Genomic DNA, 14,746 nt, shown 5'->3' on the forward strand with positions numbered 1-14,746 from the left:
AGGGCTGTGGCCGGTGGCGGCCCATCAGGGTCGCCACCGGCGTGTAGAGCGGGCGGTCTCTACAGAGCGGCCAGCAGTTTTTTCATGTCATTGATTTCAGTTTCTTGGCTGGAAACAATTGATGTGGCCAAGGTGACGGCGTCAGTGTTCTTTCCCTCGGCTACTTCAGTCTTGGCCATTTCAAGGGCGCCTTCATGATGAGCTGTCATCTGGACAAGAAACAATTTGGCTGCCTCAGTGCCTTCGGCTGCCTTGAGTTTGTCCAAGTCGGTGCTGGTCATCATGCCGGCCATGGCGTGATCTTCGGTCATGGTGGTGGGTTCACCCCAAGACTTGAGAAAGTTCGTCATGGTGGTGATCTCCGGGGCTTGGGCGGCCTTGATGTCTTTGGCCAAAGCTGCGATTTTTGTGTCCATGCCGGGTTTTGCCAGCATGATCTCGCTCATCTCCACCGCTTGGGAGTGGTGGGGCAGCATCATCTGGGCGAACATCGTATCCGCGGCGTTATGCGCGGCCCCGGTGTCAGTACCGACTTCGGTTGGCTGGGCGGTGGACATGGCCGAACCGCCGTGGTCCATGCCCTCCATCGAGCCGGGGTCGGCGGCTGTGGAACAGCCACCCAGGGCAATGAGGGCGGCAAATGCGGTGGCAGTAAGGGGCAGAAGTTTTTTCACGGTAAACAGTCCTCAACTCAATTTTTCATTACAGATGGACGCAACCCTTTAGTGGAGTGCGTTAACGTGGGCCCGTCACTTGGTGACAGGTCAGTATCGGACGTTTTACGTCCGGCTGATAGAAAGTTGAGTCAAAGAAGGCGGATCCAGAAGTCGGCCCGAGATTTTGTATCCAGCCTGATCCGATGCGGTGGGACCGGCGGAGGGGTCGGGAACGAGACCGGGCTGCGGGGCCGTTGGCGTTCCGGTACCAGGAGCGGGGATACAGGATCCGTGGCCGGCCATGGGCATTTCGCAGCCTAAGGGAGAACATCCGCACACCGTGGCGTCGCCCAGATGGTTGGATGTATTCGGAACTTCGCCATGGTCGGCGATCGACATGGTTGCTGATGTGCCGGCGTGTGCCGTTGCCATCGGTGACGCTTGGGCGCCAGCAATCATGTGCATTCCCAGAATACCGGCCACAAGAAGCAGGATCAGGGTGAGGGCCCCGCCCAAGCGCAGCAAGGACCCCGGCAGAGGCAGCGTGGCTGACGAAGTCATGACGGGATCCTTCCTGATGGTTTGTACACTCCAGTCGTTGTGTAGTGTACCGGAGCGTACTGGGTGATTCCGGTGAGTCTTGTACTAGCTCACATCCGCGGGATTGAGCTTGAGGCGGCGCAGCAGCTGGGCATTCAGTGCCACCACGATGGTGGATAGCGACATGAGCACTGCTCCTGCCGCGGGGGAGAGTACAAAACCGATGCCGGCCAGTACCCCGGCAGCCAGCGGGACGGAGATGATGTTGTAGCCAGTAGCCCAGATCAGGTTTTGCCACATTTTGCGGTAGCTGGCTTGGGAGAGATCCACGGTGGAGAGCACAGCGCGGGGGTCGTTGCCCGCCAGGACCACTCCCGCTGATTCCATGGCGACGTCCGTTCCGGCTCCGATCGCGATGCCAACTTCCGCCCTGGCCAGGGCCGGTGCGTCATTGACGCCGTCACCGACCATGGCAACTTTCATCCCGCGGCCTTGTAGCTCGGCAACTTTTTGGTCCTTATCCTGTGGCAGCACCTGGGCGAAGACCTCGTCGATGCCCAGTTTAGCGGCGACAGTATCGGCAACTTGCTGCGCGTCACCGGTGATCATGGCAACCTTGATGCCACGTCCCTGCAGGGCGTGGACTGCCTGCAAGGATTCGGTCCGGACTTCATCTTCTAGTGCGACGGCGCCGATCACGGCACCATCTTTGATGACGTGAAGCACCGAAGCGCCTCGGTCCATCCACCCAGTAGTCGCGGCTGCGATCTGTTCCGGTTCGGTGAGTCCGAGTTCTTTCAGCAGTGCTGGGCCGCCGACGGCCACGGTGGCACCGTCAATGGTGGCTTGAACTCCGCGACCGGTCATTGACTGGAACGCAGTGGCTGCGAGCGCTGGAGTCTCGGTCTTGCTGGCGGCGGCAATGATGGCGCGGGCCACGGGGTGTTCGCTGTCTGATTCCACAGCAGCGGCCAGTGCCAGTAGCTCATCAGTGCTCAGTGCCGGAACGGCAGCGACGTCGGTGAGAGCTGGTTCGCCCTTGGTCAGGGTTCCGGTCTTATCGAAGAGGACGACGTCGATGGTGCGCATCCGCTCCAACGCCATCCTGTCCTTGATCAAGACTCCTGCCTTGGCCGCACGCTCGGTGGAGATGGCAATGACCAATGGAATGGCTAGACCCAGAGCATGGGGGCAGGCGATGACGAGCACTGTTACGGTGCGGGTGACGGCGTCGGGAATGCTGCCCAGCAGTGACCAAACAATGAAAGTGATGACGCCGGAGCCAGCGGCGAAGTAAAACAGGAACGCGGCGGCACGGTCAGCTAGTGCCTGTGCCCGGGACGTGGAGGACTGAGCCTCAGCCACCAGCCGCTGAATTCCGGCCAGCGCAGTGTCATCGCCAACAGCTGTCACCTTCACCCGTAGGGAATTATCGGTGGCCACGGTTCCTGCCACCACAGGGTCTCCGACCGAACGAGAAATAGTTTTGGACTCGCCGGTGATCATGGACTCGTCCACTTCCGCGGAACCGTCGGTGATCTCGCCGTCGGCCGGTAACCGAGCGCCGGGACGAACCAGAACAATGTCTCCGGGGTTTAATTCTGCGATGCTAATGGTCTCTGTGCCATCGTCGGTTACCCGCTCGGCCTCATCTGGTAATAGCGCGGCCAAGGCGTCAAGGGCTCCTCTGGCAGAGCCCAGCGCCCGCATTTCGATCCAGTGGCCCAGCAACATGATGGCTACCAGCAAGGCCAGTTCCCACCAGAAATCCAGGTCAAAACCGCCAAGGCCCAGGCTCGTCACCCACGAAGCAATAAACGCAACCGTGATGGCCATGGAGATCAGCAACATCATGGCCGGTTGGCGGGACTTAATTTCCTGCCACCCACCCTTAAGGAATGGTTGGCCGCCATAGAAGAAGATCACAGTACCCAGTACGGGTGGAATCCAGTTTGAACCAGGGAACTGCGGCACGGTGTAGTTCAGGAGATGCCCGAGCATGGGGCTGAAGAACACGACGGGGAGGGACAGGATCAAGGTGAGCCAGAAACGGTTCTTGAACATGGCAGTACTGTGCCCGGCATGCTGACCTCCGCTATGCACAGCATGGTCATCATCAGTCATGCCGCCATGACTGAGCGAGGAGTGATCCGGCATCGTTTCACCGGCAATGTGGTGTTCTTCAGGCAGGTCCTGATGCGGGTCCCGAGGTGGTCCTGGATTGGCGGATGGTCGTTCGATGGGATGGTGGCGCTTGTCCATGTCACTCCTGGCTCAGTGGGGCAGAAAAAGTTGGGTGCTGTTTATTCTGCGGTGAGGGAATAGCCAGCTTTTTCAACAGCGGCTTGCACGGTATCGCGGCTGGCATCGCCTGTGACGGAAAGCGTTGAGACTGCGCCGGATATCAGTTCAACTGTGGCCGAATCCACTCCCGATAACGCTGCTACGGCCGTTTCTACGCTTTTCACGCAATGCCCGCACGTCAGTCCTTCCAACGCGTAGCTCGTGTCTGCAGTTTCGGTGGGAACTGCTTCGGCCAGAACTGCTTTGGACGCAACTGCGGGAGATGAGTTCATGGACGTTGAGTCGGTGGAGCAGCACCCGCAGCCGCTGCCGGAAACGGGTGTCAGGGTGAGATCATTAGGGGTGTTACTTGCGCACATGTCAGTTATTTCCTTTGAATGAGGATGGAGGGTGCGTTGGGGTTGAACGGCAGTGGCGGCCGGAATAATCCTCGGTCGAGACAAACTACTTCATTGACAACAGACCCAACATACCCCCTAGGGGTATGTTGGGTCAAGGTGATGCGAAGCACATTCGCTGAAGCTTAGGGACTGTTTCGCCAATACTGGTTTCCTGCAACCGGGGCACTAGGAGAAATTAACTACGTAGGGAAAATTGTTAATGGCAGGAGTGAAGACTCTACGCCCGGACTGACCGGTCCTGCTGGATTGTCCTGGCGTTGCCGATGACCCAGGGAACATGCCACCGCGTACTGTGAGGATGGTGGCTGAAATAACGGCCTTGCCGCTGTGGCAGTGAAGTCGCCCGGAACCAAATTGCCATATTCGAACGCCGGGTTTCACTCAGCGGAAGTATGGGGATCCTTAGCTTGGGTAGTCCACCACTCGCCCGGGGCAGCCACAGTGAACCGTCGGCCGGTGATAGAGCTCGGAGTAATTCGGAGGAAAGCATTCTTACTGCCGGAATGCCAAGGAAAAAGCATGATTGAAAAGCTGTCAAGAACCTCCTCGGTTGAACTGATCAAAGTACACATACCTTTAATGACAACACTCCACGCAACGCCGCTGATGGCATCAACCCCGTCAGCTTCCAGAGCCACGGCAGTGTCCCCCAAGGCGGCGGAGAGCTTGGTTCCTGGCGCCGTGCGAAAGACCAGTGTGCCGTGGTCCACTGCAAAATTTATGGGAAAGATATCCGGATGATCTTCTACCCAAAGGCCCAGTCTGCCGACAGAGACTCCGCGGAGCAAATCCCAGCACTCGTGGGCAGGGAGCTCTTCCGTATGGGCGTGGGCTGGGGTATCCGTCATGGCATAGATTCTAAGTGTGTTCCAGTGGCGTGGGTAGGGTCCAAAGACCCGCAGCAGAGTTCTTGCTTCTGTTCTGGGCCATCTCCAACGTTGCTAGTCAGGGGCAGTGATATAACGCTGCACTGATATAGCGCTGCACTGATATGACGCCGGTGGGAGAGCGGCAGTGGGAGAGCGGCAGTGCCAGAGCGGCAGTGCCAGCACCGCCGTGGCGGCCGAGACTAGAGACGGCGCATGAAGAGACGGACTATGAAGAGAAAGAGTATGACATGCCAGAAAAAGAAAACACCAGCATCAAAGATCCTGACATGTATCAGGCGCTCCGAGACGACGGCGCGTCCCAGCAAAAAGCCGCCCGCATCTCCAATGCAGCCGCTAAGAAGGGCCGCAGCTCAGTCGGGCGCAAAGGCGGTAAAGCCAACTCTTATGAGGAGTGGACTGTGGAACAGCTGCGTACCAAAGCAAAAGAAATCAATTTGACCGGGTATTCGCGTAAGCGCAAGGGAGAATTGATAGAAGCACTAAGGGATTCCTGACTATCAAAGTTTCAGCACCTGAACAAGACAGCACCTGAACAAGACAGCACCTGAAGAAGACAGCACCTGAACGTCTGCGGATGACCCGCGCCCACGGCAGCAACCAGGGCACGCCATGGGGAGTAACAATCTCGAGCAAATATTGACCTAAATACAGTAACGCTATCTAATGAACTCGTGTCCATCGATTGCAGAGCCACTGAGATAGCCAGCCGGTTGCACCTGCAAGCAGACAGCATGCAGGTGGGGGACAAGATGCCCTCGGTGAGAGCACTGTCGAAAGCGTTTGGGGCGAGTCCGGTGACAATCACGGCCGCCATTAGCTCACTCACAGGTCTAGGTGTGGTGCGTGCTGAACCGGGACGTGGCACGTTTGTGGCCGAGCGGGACAAATTTATCGAAGCGGACTATGCATGGCAGTCATCAACCCTTGGCCGCTCGCGCGTTGATGCTAGCCGTGCCGATCCGAACCGGGCAGGCAGGCCAGGAGTCAAAGGAACCGCTGGTCATGTTCAGCTCTCATGGGGCTACTTGGCACCAGAGCTACAGCCTTTCGATGAACTTCGCACTTTGGCGGCCCGCTGTGCCAAAAGCCATCGGGCTTGGACCATGGCGCCCCCCATGGGACTTCCAGAGTTGCGCAGTGCTTTCGCCGCAGAACTGCGGGCAAGCCCAGAAGACATGCTGATCATGCCCGGCGGCCAGCAGTCGCTGGTCTTTGCCATGCGCACACTTGCCGATCCCGGTTCCACGCTCATCACCGAAAGCCCTAGCTATCCCGGAGCCACCATCGCCGCGCAGGCAGCTGGTCTGCAGCTGGCACCAGTACCAGCAGATTCGCACGGGATACGGCCTGACAAGCTCGCTGAGACACTTGAGCGGACTCAGGGCAAGCTCATTTACCTGCAACCAAGCTACGCCAACCCCACAGGATCGATCTTGAGTCCTGAACGGCGTGTAGAGGTTCTTGCCCTAGCTAAAAAACACGGTGCGTTCATCATTGAGGATGACTGGGCTAGGCACCTTTCCCTTGAAGGGTCAGCGCCGCTGCCGCTGTTTACGCAAGATTCGGATGGACACGTTGTTTCGATTGCCACTCTCAGCAAGCCGGCGGCCCCAGGTCTCCGCGTTGGTGCCATAGCGGCACGTGGGCCTGCTGGTGAGCGTCTGCGCACGGCTCGCATTGCCGACGATATGTGTGTTCCGGCCCTGACACAGGAGATCGCGCTGGGGTTGCTGGCTTCTAGCGCCTGGCCTCGTCATCTTAAGCGCCTGCGAGCAGGCTTGCGCGAGCGCCGCGACGCCATGATGGCACAGGTACACTCCTCAATGATGGGAGCGCGGGTGGAGCACGTCCCCACCGGCGGCATCCACCTGTGGGTGAAATTGCCGGCTGGAACTGACTCAACGGCGCTCACGGCAAGGGCGCATACAGCTGGCGTGCTAATCGGTGACGGCAAACAGTTTTATGTTGACGAACCACCTGCCGCGCACCTTCGACTTTCTTATAGCGCCGCGTCAATTGCGCAGATTCAGGAAGGTGTCCGGCTCGTGGCCACGCTGCTATAGGACTGTTGGCAGCTACCCTACTTTTTACAGCTACAGTCCTGTGGGTTCGGGCAAGCCCAGGAGCGCATTTTCAACCAGTTCGGACAATGCTGGATGGATCCAGTACTGCTTGCTGGCCACCTCATGCGCGGTTTGACCAAAATGCATGGCCTGGATCAGTGGCTGGATGATGGTGGCGGCCTCGGGGCCGATCATTTGTGCGCCCAGGAGTTTGCCGGTGGCAGGATCGGCTAACACTTTCAAGAAGTGGCCAGTGTCCTCGCGTGCCCAACCGGCAGCGATATCGGCATATTTTTGCACCTTCACCGCATGGGGAATGCCAGCCTTGACGGCGTGGGCCTGGGTCATCCCCACGGATGCGATTTGCGGATCGGAGAACACCGCGGCCGGCACAAAGCGATGGTCAGAGCGGATTCGCTTCTCTGGGTTGGCCAAGTTGTGCTTGACCACCTTGGCTTCGTGGTTGGCCACATGCTTGAGTTGGTAGTGCGAAGATATGTCGCCAAGCGCGTAGATTCCCTCTACGCCTGTGCGCTGGAATTCATCAACCACCACACGGCCATGGTCATCCAAATCCACCCCGGTTTTTCCCACATCCAGATTTGCCCCGTTGGGGTCCCGGCCAATAGCGACGAGGAAGAGTTCGCAGTGAACAGTAGCCAACCCATTCGGGTCCTCTACCTGAAGTTCGACGCCGTCGGCTGAGTTCTCCACGCTGTGCACCGTTGTGTTGAGCAGGACTTTGTAGCGGGCTGAAGCTTCCTTGGTGAACTGTGCAGATACGTCCGCGTCTTGGGACTTGAGCAGCCGAGAACCGCGTGCGATCTGTGTGACGCGGACGCCAAAGGAAGAAAAAACATGCGCAAACTCGGCCGCGATATACCCGCCACCCAAAATCGCGATGCTGGCCGGCAATTGGGCTAGTCGCATGATTGTGTCAGAAGTATGGAACGCAGTGCCGGGACCGGAAGAGCCCGGAACAGTGGCAAGGCCCGGCAGCTGAGGGACCACCGCATGCGAACCTGCGGCCAGCACAAACCTCTCAGCCGTTACCTCTGTTGTACCGCCGTCGTGCAGGTCAACACGCAAAGACTTATGCCCGGTGAACTTTCCCCGCCCGGCAAACACCGTGATGTTTGGGCACTCGGGGCCCTCTCGATACTCCCGTCCACCGGCTTCTATGGCGTCGATACGGCCAAAGATTCGATCCCTGATGCCCGGCCAATCAACTGAATTCAGCTGTGCATCGATCCCTAGCAGGCTACCGTGCCGGGTGGCGTCAGCAAGCTCGGCCGGGTGGACAAACATTTTGGTGGGAATACAGCCCACATTCAAACACGTCCCGCCGAAGGAGCCATCCTCAATAATGGCAATATTCCAATGATCAAATTCCGGACCGGGGATCGAGTTTCCTGAACCGGTGCCGATGATGACTAAATCGAAGTGAGGCATACTCCTGCTTTCATTGACTGAGAATGGACGTGCCGAATTCTCTCCCAAGGCTACCGGTCAGCGGGGCGGGCCAGGACGCTACTTAGCTCATCGGCCAAGGAAGTTGATCCAGCACACACTCCCGCTATGGAGTGAAGTGGGCGTGCTGGCTGACCCGCTGCAGGCTGGTGCATTCAGGGGCCTGCCGTGGGTGGCATCACTCGCCTGTGGGCCGTTTTCGCAGTGACTTGGTGGCTGAACGCTGGGATTTGGCTGCTTGGTGCCGACGTTTAGAACCGCGTGTGGGCTTGGTTGGACGCCGTGAGGGAGCCTCCGGGGCTAGGCCGGTGGCAATAATCTGGGCGAGCTTGGCCAAGGCAGTTTCACGGTTCCGTAGCTGCGAACGTTGTTCCGATGCGGCCACCGTGATAACCCCAGAGTTGAGCCTGGGCCCCAAGTGTGTTGCCAATTGGGCCCGCTGCTCATCATCCAGGGTGGCCGAGCCCAAGACATTCCAAAACAGTTCTACCCGGCTATCCGAAGTGTTGACGTGCTGTCCGCCTGGACCCGACGAGCGTGAAAAACGCCAGCCAAGCTCCGCGGCTGGAATCGTGAGCGTGGGTAATACCTCCAGGTCCATGTGCCAAGTCTTGCACGCGTGATGTGAAGGGCAACCATGCGCCAGTCATCCCGGAACCGGATCAACTCACAAAAGTCTCTATAAATGCTGTCCGGCCAAGATGCTAACTTCTTCTGGGGTTGGGCGCGCCAGGCGTGCATCAAGTGTAACTTGCAGCCTGGCTGCAGCCACCTGAACCCGATGGGGTAAGGTGCTCCTGGTTTCGCTCCGTGGCTCCGGAGCAAGAGCAATGTGTTTGTTTGAGCTCTCACCCAGTGGATTACTAACGGAGACCCAGGCAACGTCAAACAGCTCCAATTCCTCGGTACGAGCCAACGAGCTGTGCGCGAGGACCTCCAAAGTGGCTAGTCCGAGGGCTTTGGTACCCTCACTGCTAGAAAGCGCTCGGTCAAGGGCCCATTGGGCGCGACGCCACCATTCACTGCGGTCATCGGCAAGGCGCTGTTGGTCAAGTACTTTCTTATCCGATTCCCCTTTTTGAGCCAACTGGAGTGCATCAGCTATAGCCCGCTGCCTGAGCGTAAACCCGCCAACGACTGCGGCAACAATGGCGCCTATGAGAACAGCGAGGGGGCCCAATGCGGCCAGTACCTCCCACCATCGGGCTGGGCCCGAAGCTAGGTCCACGATGGCCAGGGTTTGTGACTGGTTCATGTCGCCAGTGTAGATGAACGTACTCACCGGCTAACGCATATTGGCGATGAATGAACCTAGACTCAGAGTGAGTAACCCATAACAGCTGGGCGATAGACACCAAGAAGTTCAAAACGGGCTCAATCGTCTCAGTGGTGTCCATGCAACAGCCAGATCAGAAGGAATCATTATGAGCACTCCTGCCACCAACACAGAGCTGGGCCAACGTTCGGATGTGCTCAACCTCGACGCTTTGTTCAGTGCGCAGGAGCTTGAACTACGCGGCACAGTGCGCAGCTTTGTGGATGAGCGCATCCGCCCAAATATTGCCCGCTGGTATGACGGGGCCTTGTTCCCCGTAGAGCTTGTGAAGGAAATGGGGTCGCTGGGTTTACTGGGAATGACGCTAAAAGGGTATGGCTGCCCGGGGCGCTCCGCCGTTGAATACGGGTTGGCCGCCATGGAACTTGAGGCCGGCGATTCGGGTCTGCGGACATTTGTCAGCGTACAAGGCTCGTTGGCCATGACTGCCATCCATCATTGGGGCTCCGAAGAGCAAAAAAACCAGTATCTTCCGGGTATGGCGACGGGCGAGATCATTGGTTGTTTCGCATTGACCGAACCCACCGCGGGCTCTGATCCCTCCGCCATGGCAACCTTTGCGCGCCGCGACGGTGACGGCTGGGTCCTCAACGGGGCTAAACGGTGGATTGGGCTTGCCTCGATTGCCCATATCGCTGTGGTGTGGGCCATGACGGATGACGGGGTCCGCGGATTTTTGTTGCCGACCGGCACGCCAGGATTTACCGCTACCCCCATCGAAGAAAAGCTGTCCATGCGGGCTTCGATCCAATGCGATCTCACCTTCGAGGACGTCCACTTACCCAATGACGCGCTGCTTCCCGGGGCCAGGGGATTGCGCGGCCCCTTTTCCTGCTTGAACGAGGCCCGCTACGGGATCATCTGGGGCGCCATGGGTGCTGCTCGTGACAGCTATGAGGCGGCCTTGGCTTACTCGCTGGAAAGGTTGCAGTTCGACAAGCCGCTGGCTGCCTATCAAATTACGCAGCAAAAACTCGTGAATATGTGTCTTGAGATTCAGAAAGGCACTTTGCTGGCTATCCACACCGGGCGCATGAAAGAAGCCGGCACCCTAGAGCCGGTTCAGATTTCTGTGGGCAAACTAAACAACTGTAGGGAAGCCATTCAAATATGTCGTGACGCCCGGGCAATCCTAGGCGGCAACGGCATCACTTTAGAATATTCGCCACTGAGGCATGCCAATAACCTTGAATCTGTCCGAACCTATGAAGGAACCGATGAGGTTCACACCTTGATTTTGGGTAGCCACATCACCGGAATTCCGGCCTTCCGCTAAGGACAACCCATGGATCAGAAAACCATCATCATTACCGGTGCCAGTAGTGGAATTGGTGAAGCTGCTGCCCGCACGCTGGCTCAGACGGGGGACAGAATTGTCATTATTGGACGCTCACCCAAGCGGACACAAGCTGTTGCGGAGGACATTGGTGCCGAACATTTTGTCGCCGATTTCTCCAGTCTCGATCAGGTGCGCGAGTTAGCTATTACCCTCAAAAAGAGCTACCCCAGGATTGACTTGTTGGCCAATAATGCCGGAAGTATTATGGGCAGACGCGAGCTGACCCAGGATGGCTACGAGAGCACGTTTCAAGTCAATCATCTGGCCCCGTACCTGCTGACAAGAACGCTTGAGAACGTGCTGCTGGCCAGCAAAGCCAAAGTCATTAGTACTTCCAGTGTTGCCCACAGACTGTTTGGTCAATTGGATTTGAACGACCTTTCATCGACGAAAAAGTACTCCTCCAACCTGGCCTATGGGAACGCCAAACTAGCCAACATCCTTTTCACGAAGGAACTTCACCGCCGCTTCACCGCTGAAGGCCTGAACGCAGCCGCTTTTCATCCAGGCGGGGTGGCCACCAATTTTTCTGCCGGTTCTAAAAGCTATTTGCGTTTCCTCTACGGCAGCGGGTTGCGAACATACATGCTCACCCCCGCACAAGGAGCACACACTCTTGTGTGGCTCGCTTTGGGTGAGCCAGGCATTGACTGGTTTTCCGGCGGTTACTACGCCAGAAGCAGGCCTGCTCGCATCAGCCGGCAAGCCAACGATCCTGACGTGGCCCAGCAGCTCTGGCAACGCAGTGAGGAGATGGTAGAGCCGTGGTTGCCGTGACGTCACGATGGGTGCTTAGCGGAGGTCATGGCGGAACTGAATCCGGAAGGATCTGGCGGGCCCACCGAGCGTGACCGGGTCATATCCTTGGCAGCGCGGGTGGTTGGCTGTCAATGCAGGCTGACTGAGGACGATCAACCCGGTAGCTGCGTTTCTGAACCCGGCTGTGCACTTAGAGGCAAGCCTGTGCACTTGGAGGCAAGCCTGTGCACTCAGAGGCGCCGCCGGCTGAGACCACCCCTGATGGACCTGTGTAGCCTCTAGAGACATCACGCTACTAGGTGCATGATGGAGATAGCTGAATTCAGCAAAGAAGCCAAGCGTAGGCCGCCATCACCCCTGGCCTCGGACTAAGGAGCTGACACGTCATGAGCATGATGGGACTTGTTATTGTCATAGCAGTTATTGTAATTCTCACAGTGATCATGGGTTTGATCGCTACCCACGGCACCTATGAAAAACCAAACCGCTAAGTAGACTCACGCGCCATAGGGGGCTGGCTGCTGCTCGCTGTAGCTACTGCTAAAAGCACGTAGACTTCTTCAGTGTCAAAATTGCATCCCGTTACAGTATCCATCGCCCGCAGTGTCCAGCCCGGCTACCACCGCCAATTCGCCGCATGGGCTCATGCTGGCCAAGAACTAGCCAGAGAATGGCCAGGTTACCTGGGTTCAGGATGGGTACGGACCAGCCCTGAGTCCGATGAATGGCATGTCATGTACCGTTTCTCCAACATTGACACACTCAAGGAGTGGGACCACTCCCACGAGCGTAAATGGTGGATTGACAGTTGCGGTGACCTGATGAAAATGACCCGTGTGGAGCACCGCACAGGCATTGAGGGCTGGTTTGACCAGCCCGGGGACGTCTCGGTCACGGTACCGGAGACAGTGGTGCCCCCGCGCTGGAAGCAGGCAGTAGGGATCTTCCTGCCGTTCTTCCCATTAAGTCTGCTGGCTAATATTTTTTTGCGCCCCCTCACCGAAGATTGGCCCCTAGTGCTCGCTGTGCTGCTGAATGTTTGTGTTTTGACCCCTGTCATGACCTACTTTTTCCTGCCGCTAAGCACAAGATTGCTCCGTCCGTGGCTGCAGGCACCACGGAAAGGCCACAAAGCCAGCTAGCTGGCTACAGCAGCTACCTCCGCGGCGGCATCGTTATCCTCGGGAAAGTCAACCTTGCGCATAAAAGCGGCAATGACAACGATGCCCACAGAAACACAGGCGGCAACTGTGAACGCATTGCTTAAACCACTAACTTGGGCGGCGATCTCATCCTTACCGGCTGCGCCGGCAGCCACTGTACCGGCCGCCATGACACCTACAAGCAGTGCCGTGCCGGCCGCCGCGCCTAGCTGCTGGAGAGTCGATAGCACAGCCGATCCGTGTGAGTGCAGGGAATGTGGCAGGGGGTTCAGCCCGGCCGTAAAGGCAGGGGTAAAGATGAATGCCAGCGCAAGGGACATGAGCAAGTGCAGGCCAATAATCATCAGCAGAGGCGTGTTTCCATCCAGCCTTGTGTAGCTGAATAAAGCAAGCGACAATAGAGCTCCGCCGGGCATCAGCAGGGGGCGTGCACCAACCCTGTCAAACAGCTTTCCAACCCAGGGTGCCAGCAGCCCCATGAGCAGCCCACCAGGCAGGAGCATCAGCCCAGTGGTGAGAACATCGAGCCCTCGGACGTTTTGAAGGTACATGGGCAAGAGAATAATGACACCGAAAAGCGCCACCATTGCCAGGACCATCAGTGCAAGCGCAAGTGTGAATTGTGGGATCAAGAATGGACGCAGATCCAACAGTGCGCTGTCCTTGCGCTGCAATCGTAATTGCAGGAGAACAAACGCTGCCATGAACAGCAATGAAATCACAAGAGAGAGCAAAGCGATCTGTTGCGTCGTATTGTCCTGGGAGCCAATGCCGCTGAGGCCATACACAAGACCGCCGAAGGCTGGGATGGATATCAGTACCGACGGAATAGAGAGTTTGCTACTTGCCCGTTGATTCTTAGTGGTGAGCAGGCGCGCTCCCACGATCAATGCGATCACGGCCACCGGAAGTACCAAAAGGAACATGAACCGCCATGAGAGTGAGTTCAAAATGATGCCGGAGAGAGTGGGGCCGATGGCGGGTGCAACCGAGATCACGATGGAAACATTACCCATAATCGCACCGCGGCGGTGTGATGGAACTAGGTCCAAGATAGTGGTCATGAGCAACGGCAACATGATCGCTGTTCCGGATGCCTGGACCACCCGCGCCAGGAGGAGGACCTCGAAGCCCGGTGCCAGTCCCGCCAGCAGGGTACCCGTGGAAAACAGACCCATCGCCAGGATGAATACGGTACGTATGGAGAGCCGGCTCAGCAGATATCCCGTGGCCGGGATGACAACTGACATGGTCAGCAAAAAGGCCGTGGCCAGCCACTGGATGGTTGAGGATGAGACGTCGAACTGATGCATCAAACGGGGCAGCGCCACGTTCATGATGGTTTCGTTCAAGATCACCACAAACGTTGAAACCAACAATACTGCGATGGTGGTGCGGTCTTTAGAGGAGAGCCGTTCAGGCGCTTTCTGGGTGGCGATAGTCATGTGAGGTCCTGAATGCTGATGGATGAAATGGCGCGTTGGTGGGGTGGGCGTTAGGGGAGTCTTTTGTCTCACGTTTGCAAGCGCAGCTACTCTCGGATCTATTCCCATTTCTTATGTGGCTTGTTTGATGGACGACGGCGTGGGCTAGCCATTCCTGTACCGATCCCGAGCTAGATAACAGCGGAGTGTCCTTGATTCTCATGGTGCGTTTTCTCCCCGGGGCGAGGGTCGGGGGTAAATCCCGGAGCTGGTGCTGGCGGGTATTCACGGAGGCGGTGCCAGGAGATTTCTTTTCCTCAGCAGGCCTATGGGCCACAGGTCACACGCAGCAAAGGTAGTCGCCTGCCCATCTGGAGCCATGGAGCTCGATGCGCATGCAG

At 57.6% G+C, this 14,746-nt stretch carries 14 protein-coding genes; 5 read left to right on the top strand and 9 right to left on the bottom strand.

Going from position 1 to position 14,746, the window contains the following annotated elements:
* Positions 1-59: 59 nt before the first annotated feature.
* From QMG40_RS00090 to QMG40_RS00110, 5 genes are all read right to left on the bottom strand, one after another.
* Positions 60-674 (bottom strand): DUF305 domain-containing protein, encoded by a 615-nt coding sequence (locus QMG40_RS00090; protein ID WP_283526635.1) that lies wholly within the window; start codon positions 672-674, stop codon positions 60-62.
* A gap of 105 nt (positions 675-779) precedes the next feature.
* Positions 780-1,217: a DUF6153 family protein gene (locus QMG40_RS00095; RefSeq protein ID WP_283526637.1), complete on the bottom strand. Its 438-nt coding sequence runs from the start codon at positions 1,215-1,217 to the stop codon at positions 780-782.
* An 84-nt stretch (positions 1,218-1,301) separates the two neighbouring features.
* On the bottom strand, positions 1,302-3,353 hold the full coding sequence (locus tag QMG40_RS00100) for a copper-translocating P-type ATPase (protein ID WP_283528530.1): 2,052 nt from the start codon (positions 3,351-3,353) through the stop codon (positions 1,302-1,304).
* A gap of 146 nt (positions 3,354-3,499) precedes the next feature.
* A complete protein-coding gene (locus QMG40_RS00105; RefSeq protein ID WP_283526639.1) occupies positions 3,500-3,772 on the bottom strand; it encodes a heavy-metal-associated domain-containing protein in 273 nt (90 codons plus the stop codon).
* A 506-nt stretch (positions 3,773-4,278) separates the two neighbouring features.
* Entirely contained in the window at positions 4,279-4,749 is a 471-nt protein-coding gene (locus QMG40_RS00110) for a pyridoxamine 5'-phosphate oxidase family protein (protein ID WP_283526641.1), read from the bottom strand.
* Between the two features lie 269 nt (positions 4,750-5,018).
* Between QMG40_RS00110 and QMG40_RS00115 the strand changes: the two genes are divergently transcribed.
* Together QMG40_RS00115 and QMG40_RS00120 are read left to right on the top strand one after the other, a co-directional pair.
* Complete coding sequence (locus QMG40_RS00115) at positions 5,019-5,285, top strand: DUF7218 family protein (RefSeq protein WP_283526643.1); 267 nt, start codon at positions 5,019-5,021, stop codon at positions 5,283-5,285.
* Between the two features lie 177 nt (positions 5,286-5,462).
* Entirely contained in the window at positions 5,463-6,854 is a 1,392-nt protein-coding gene (locus QMG40_RS00120; RefSeq protein WP_283526645.1) for an aminotransferase-like domain-containing protein, read from the top strand.
* A 30-nt stretch (positions 6,855-6,884) separates the two neighbouring features.
* Here QMG40_RS00120 and QMG40_RS00125 read toward each other — a convergent pair whose 3' ends face one another.
* From QMG40_RS00125 to QMG40_RS00135, 3 genes are all read right to left on the bottom strand, one after another.
* Positions 6,885-8,306 (bottom strand): mycothione reductase, encoded by a 1,422-nt coding sequence (locus QMG40_RS00125; protein WP_283526648.1) that lies wholly within the window; start codon positions 8,304-8,306, stop codon positions 6,885-6,887.
* Between the two features lie 196 nt (positions 8,307-8,502).
* On the bottom strand, positions 8,503-8,925 hold the full coding sequence (gene arfB, locus QMG40_RS00130; RefSeq protein WP_283526650.1) for an alternative ribosome rescue aminoacyl-tRNA hydrolase ArfB: 423 nt from the start codon (positions 8,923-8,925) through the stop codon (positions 8,503-8,505).
* A gap of 78 nt (positions 8,926-9,003) precedes the next feature.
* On the bottom strand, positions 9,004-9,579 hold the full coding sequence (locus QMG40_RS00135; protein WP_283526652.1) for a hypothetical protein: 576 nt from the start codon (positions 9,577-9,579) through the stop codon (positions 9,004-9,006).
* Between the two features lie 169 nt (positions 9,580-9,748).
* Here QMG40_RS00135 and QMG40_RS00140 point away from each other — a divergent pair, with 169 nt between their 5' ends.
* From QMG40_RS00140 to QMG40_RS00150, 3 genes are all read left to right on the top strand, one after another.
* On the top strand, positions 9,749-10,936 hold the full coding sequence (locus tag QMG40_RS00140) for an acyl-CoA dehydrogenase family protein (RefSeq protein ID WP_283526654.1): 1,188 nt from the start codon (positions 9,749-9,751) through the stop codon (positions 10,934-10,936).
* A gap of 9 nt (positions 10,937-10,945) precedes the next feature.
* The gene (locus QMG40_RS00145; RefSeq protein ID WP_283526656.1) at positions 10,946-11,776 is read left to right on the top strand and encodes an SDR family NAD(P)-dependent oxidoreductase; all 831 of its coding nucleotides are present in this window, start codon (positions 10,946-10,948) and stop codon (positions 11,774-11,776) included.
* 545 nt (positions 11,777-12,321) lie between these two features.
* A complete protein-coding gene (locus tag QMG40_RS00150) occupies positions 12,322-12,900 on the top strand; it encodes an antibiotic biosynthesis monooxygenase (RefSeq protein WP_283526659.1) in 579 nt (192 codons plus the stop codon).
* Here QMG40_RS00150 and QMG40_RS00155 read toward each other — a convergent pair.
* Positions 12,897-14,366, bottom strand: coding sequence for a DHA2 family efflux MFS transporter permease subunit (locus QMG40_RS00155; protein ID WP_283526661.1), 1,470 nt, complete (start codon positions 14,364-14,366; stop codon positions 12,897-12,899). The genes QMG40_RS00150 and QMG40_RS00155 overlap by 4 nt on opposite strands.
* Positions 14,367-14,746: the final 380 nt, after the last annotated feature.

The organism is Arthrobacter antibioticus (assembly GCF_030063205.1).
Taxonomy (GTDB): domain Bacteria; phylum Actinomycetota; class Actinomycetes; order Actinomycetales; family Micrococcaceae; genus Specibacter.

Coding starts and splice junctions, on each gene's coding strand:
- QMG40_RS00095 (WP_283526637.1), bottom strand. CDS start 1,217: ATGACTTCGTCAGCCACGCTGCCTCTGCCGGGGTCCTTGCTGCGCTTG.
- QMG40_RS00100 (WP_283528530.1), bottom strand. CDS start 3,353: ATGCCGGATCACTCCTCGCTCAGTCATGGCGGCATGACTGATGATGAC.
- QMG40_RS00105 (WP_283526639.1), bottom strand. CDS start 3,772: ATGAACTCATCTCCCGCAGTTGCGTCCAAAGCAGTTCTGGCCGAAGCA.
- QMG40_RS00110 (WP_283526641.1), bottom strand. CDS start 4,749: ATGACGGATACCCCAGCCCACGCCCATACGGAAGAGCTCCCTGCCCAC.
- QMG40_RS00115 (WP_283526643.1), top strand. CDS start 5,019: ATGCCAGAAAAAGAAAACACCAGCATCAAAGATCCTGACATGTATCAG.
- QMG40_RS00125 (WP_283526648.1), bottom strand. CDS start 8,306: ATGCCTCACTTCGATTTAGTCATCATCGGCACCGGTTCAGGAAACTCG.
- arfB (WP_283526650.1), bottom strand. CDS start 8,925: ATGGACCTGGAGGTATTACCCACGCTCACGATTCCAGCCGCGGAGCTT.
- QMG40_RS00135 (WP_283526652.1), bottom strand. CDS start 9,579: ATGAACCAGTCACAAACCCTGGCCATCGTGGACCTAGCTTCGGGCCCA.
- QMG40_RS00140 (WP_283526654.1), top strand. CDS start 9,749: ATGAGCACTCCTGCCACCAACACAGAGCTGGGCCAACGTTCGGATGTG.
- QMG40_RS00145 (WP_283526656.1), top strand. CDS start 10,946: ATGGATCAGAAAACCATCATCATTACCGGTGCCAGTAGTGGAATTGGT.
- QMG40_RS00155 (WP_283526661.1), bottom strand. CDS start 14,366: ATGACTATCGCCACCCAGAAAGCGCCTGAACGGCTCTCCTCTAAAGAC.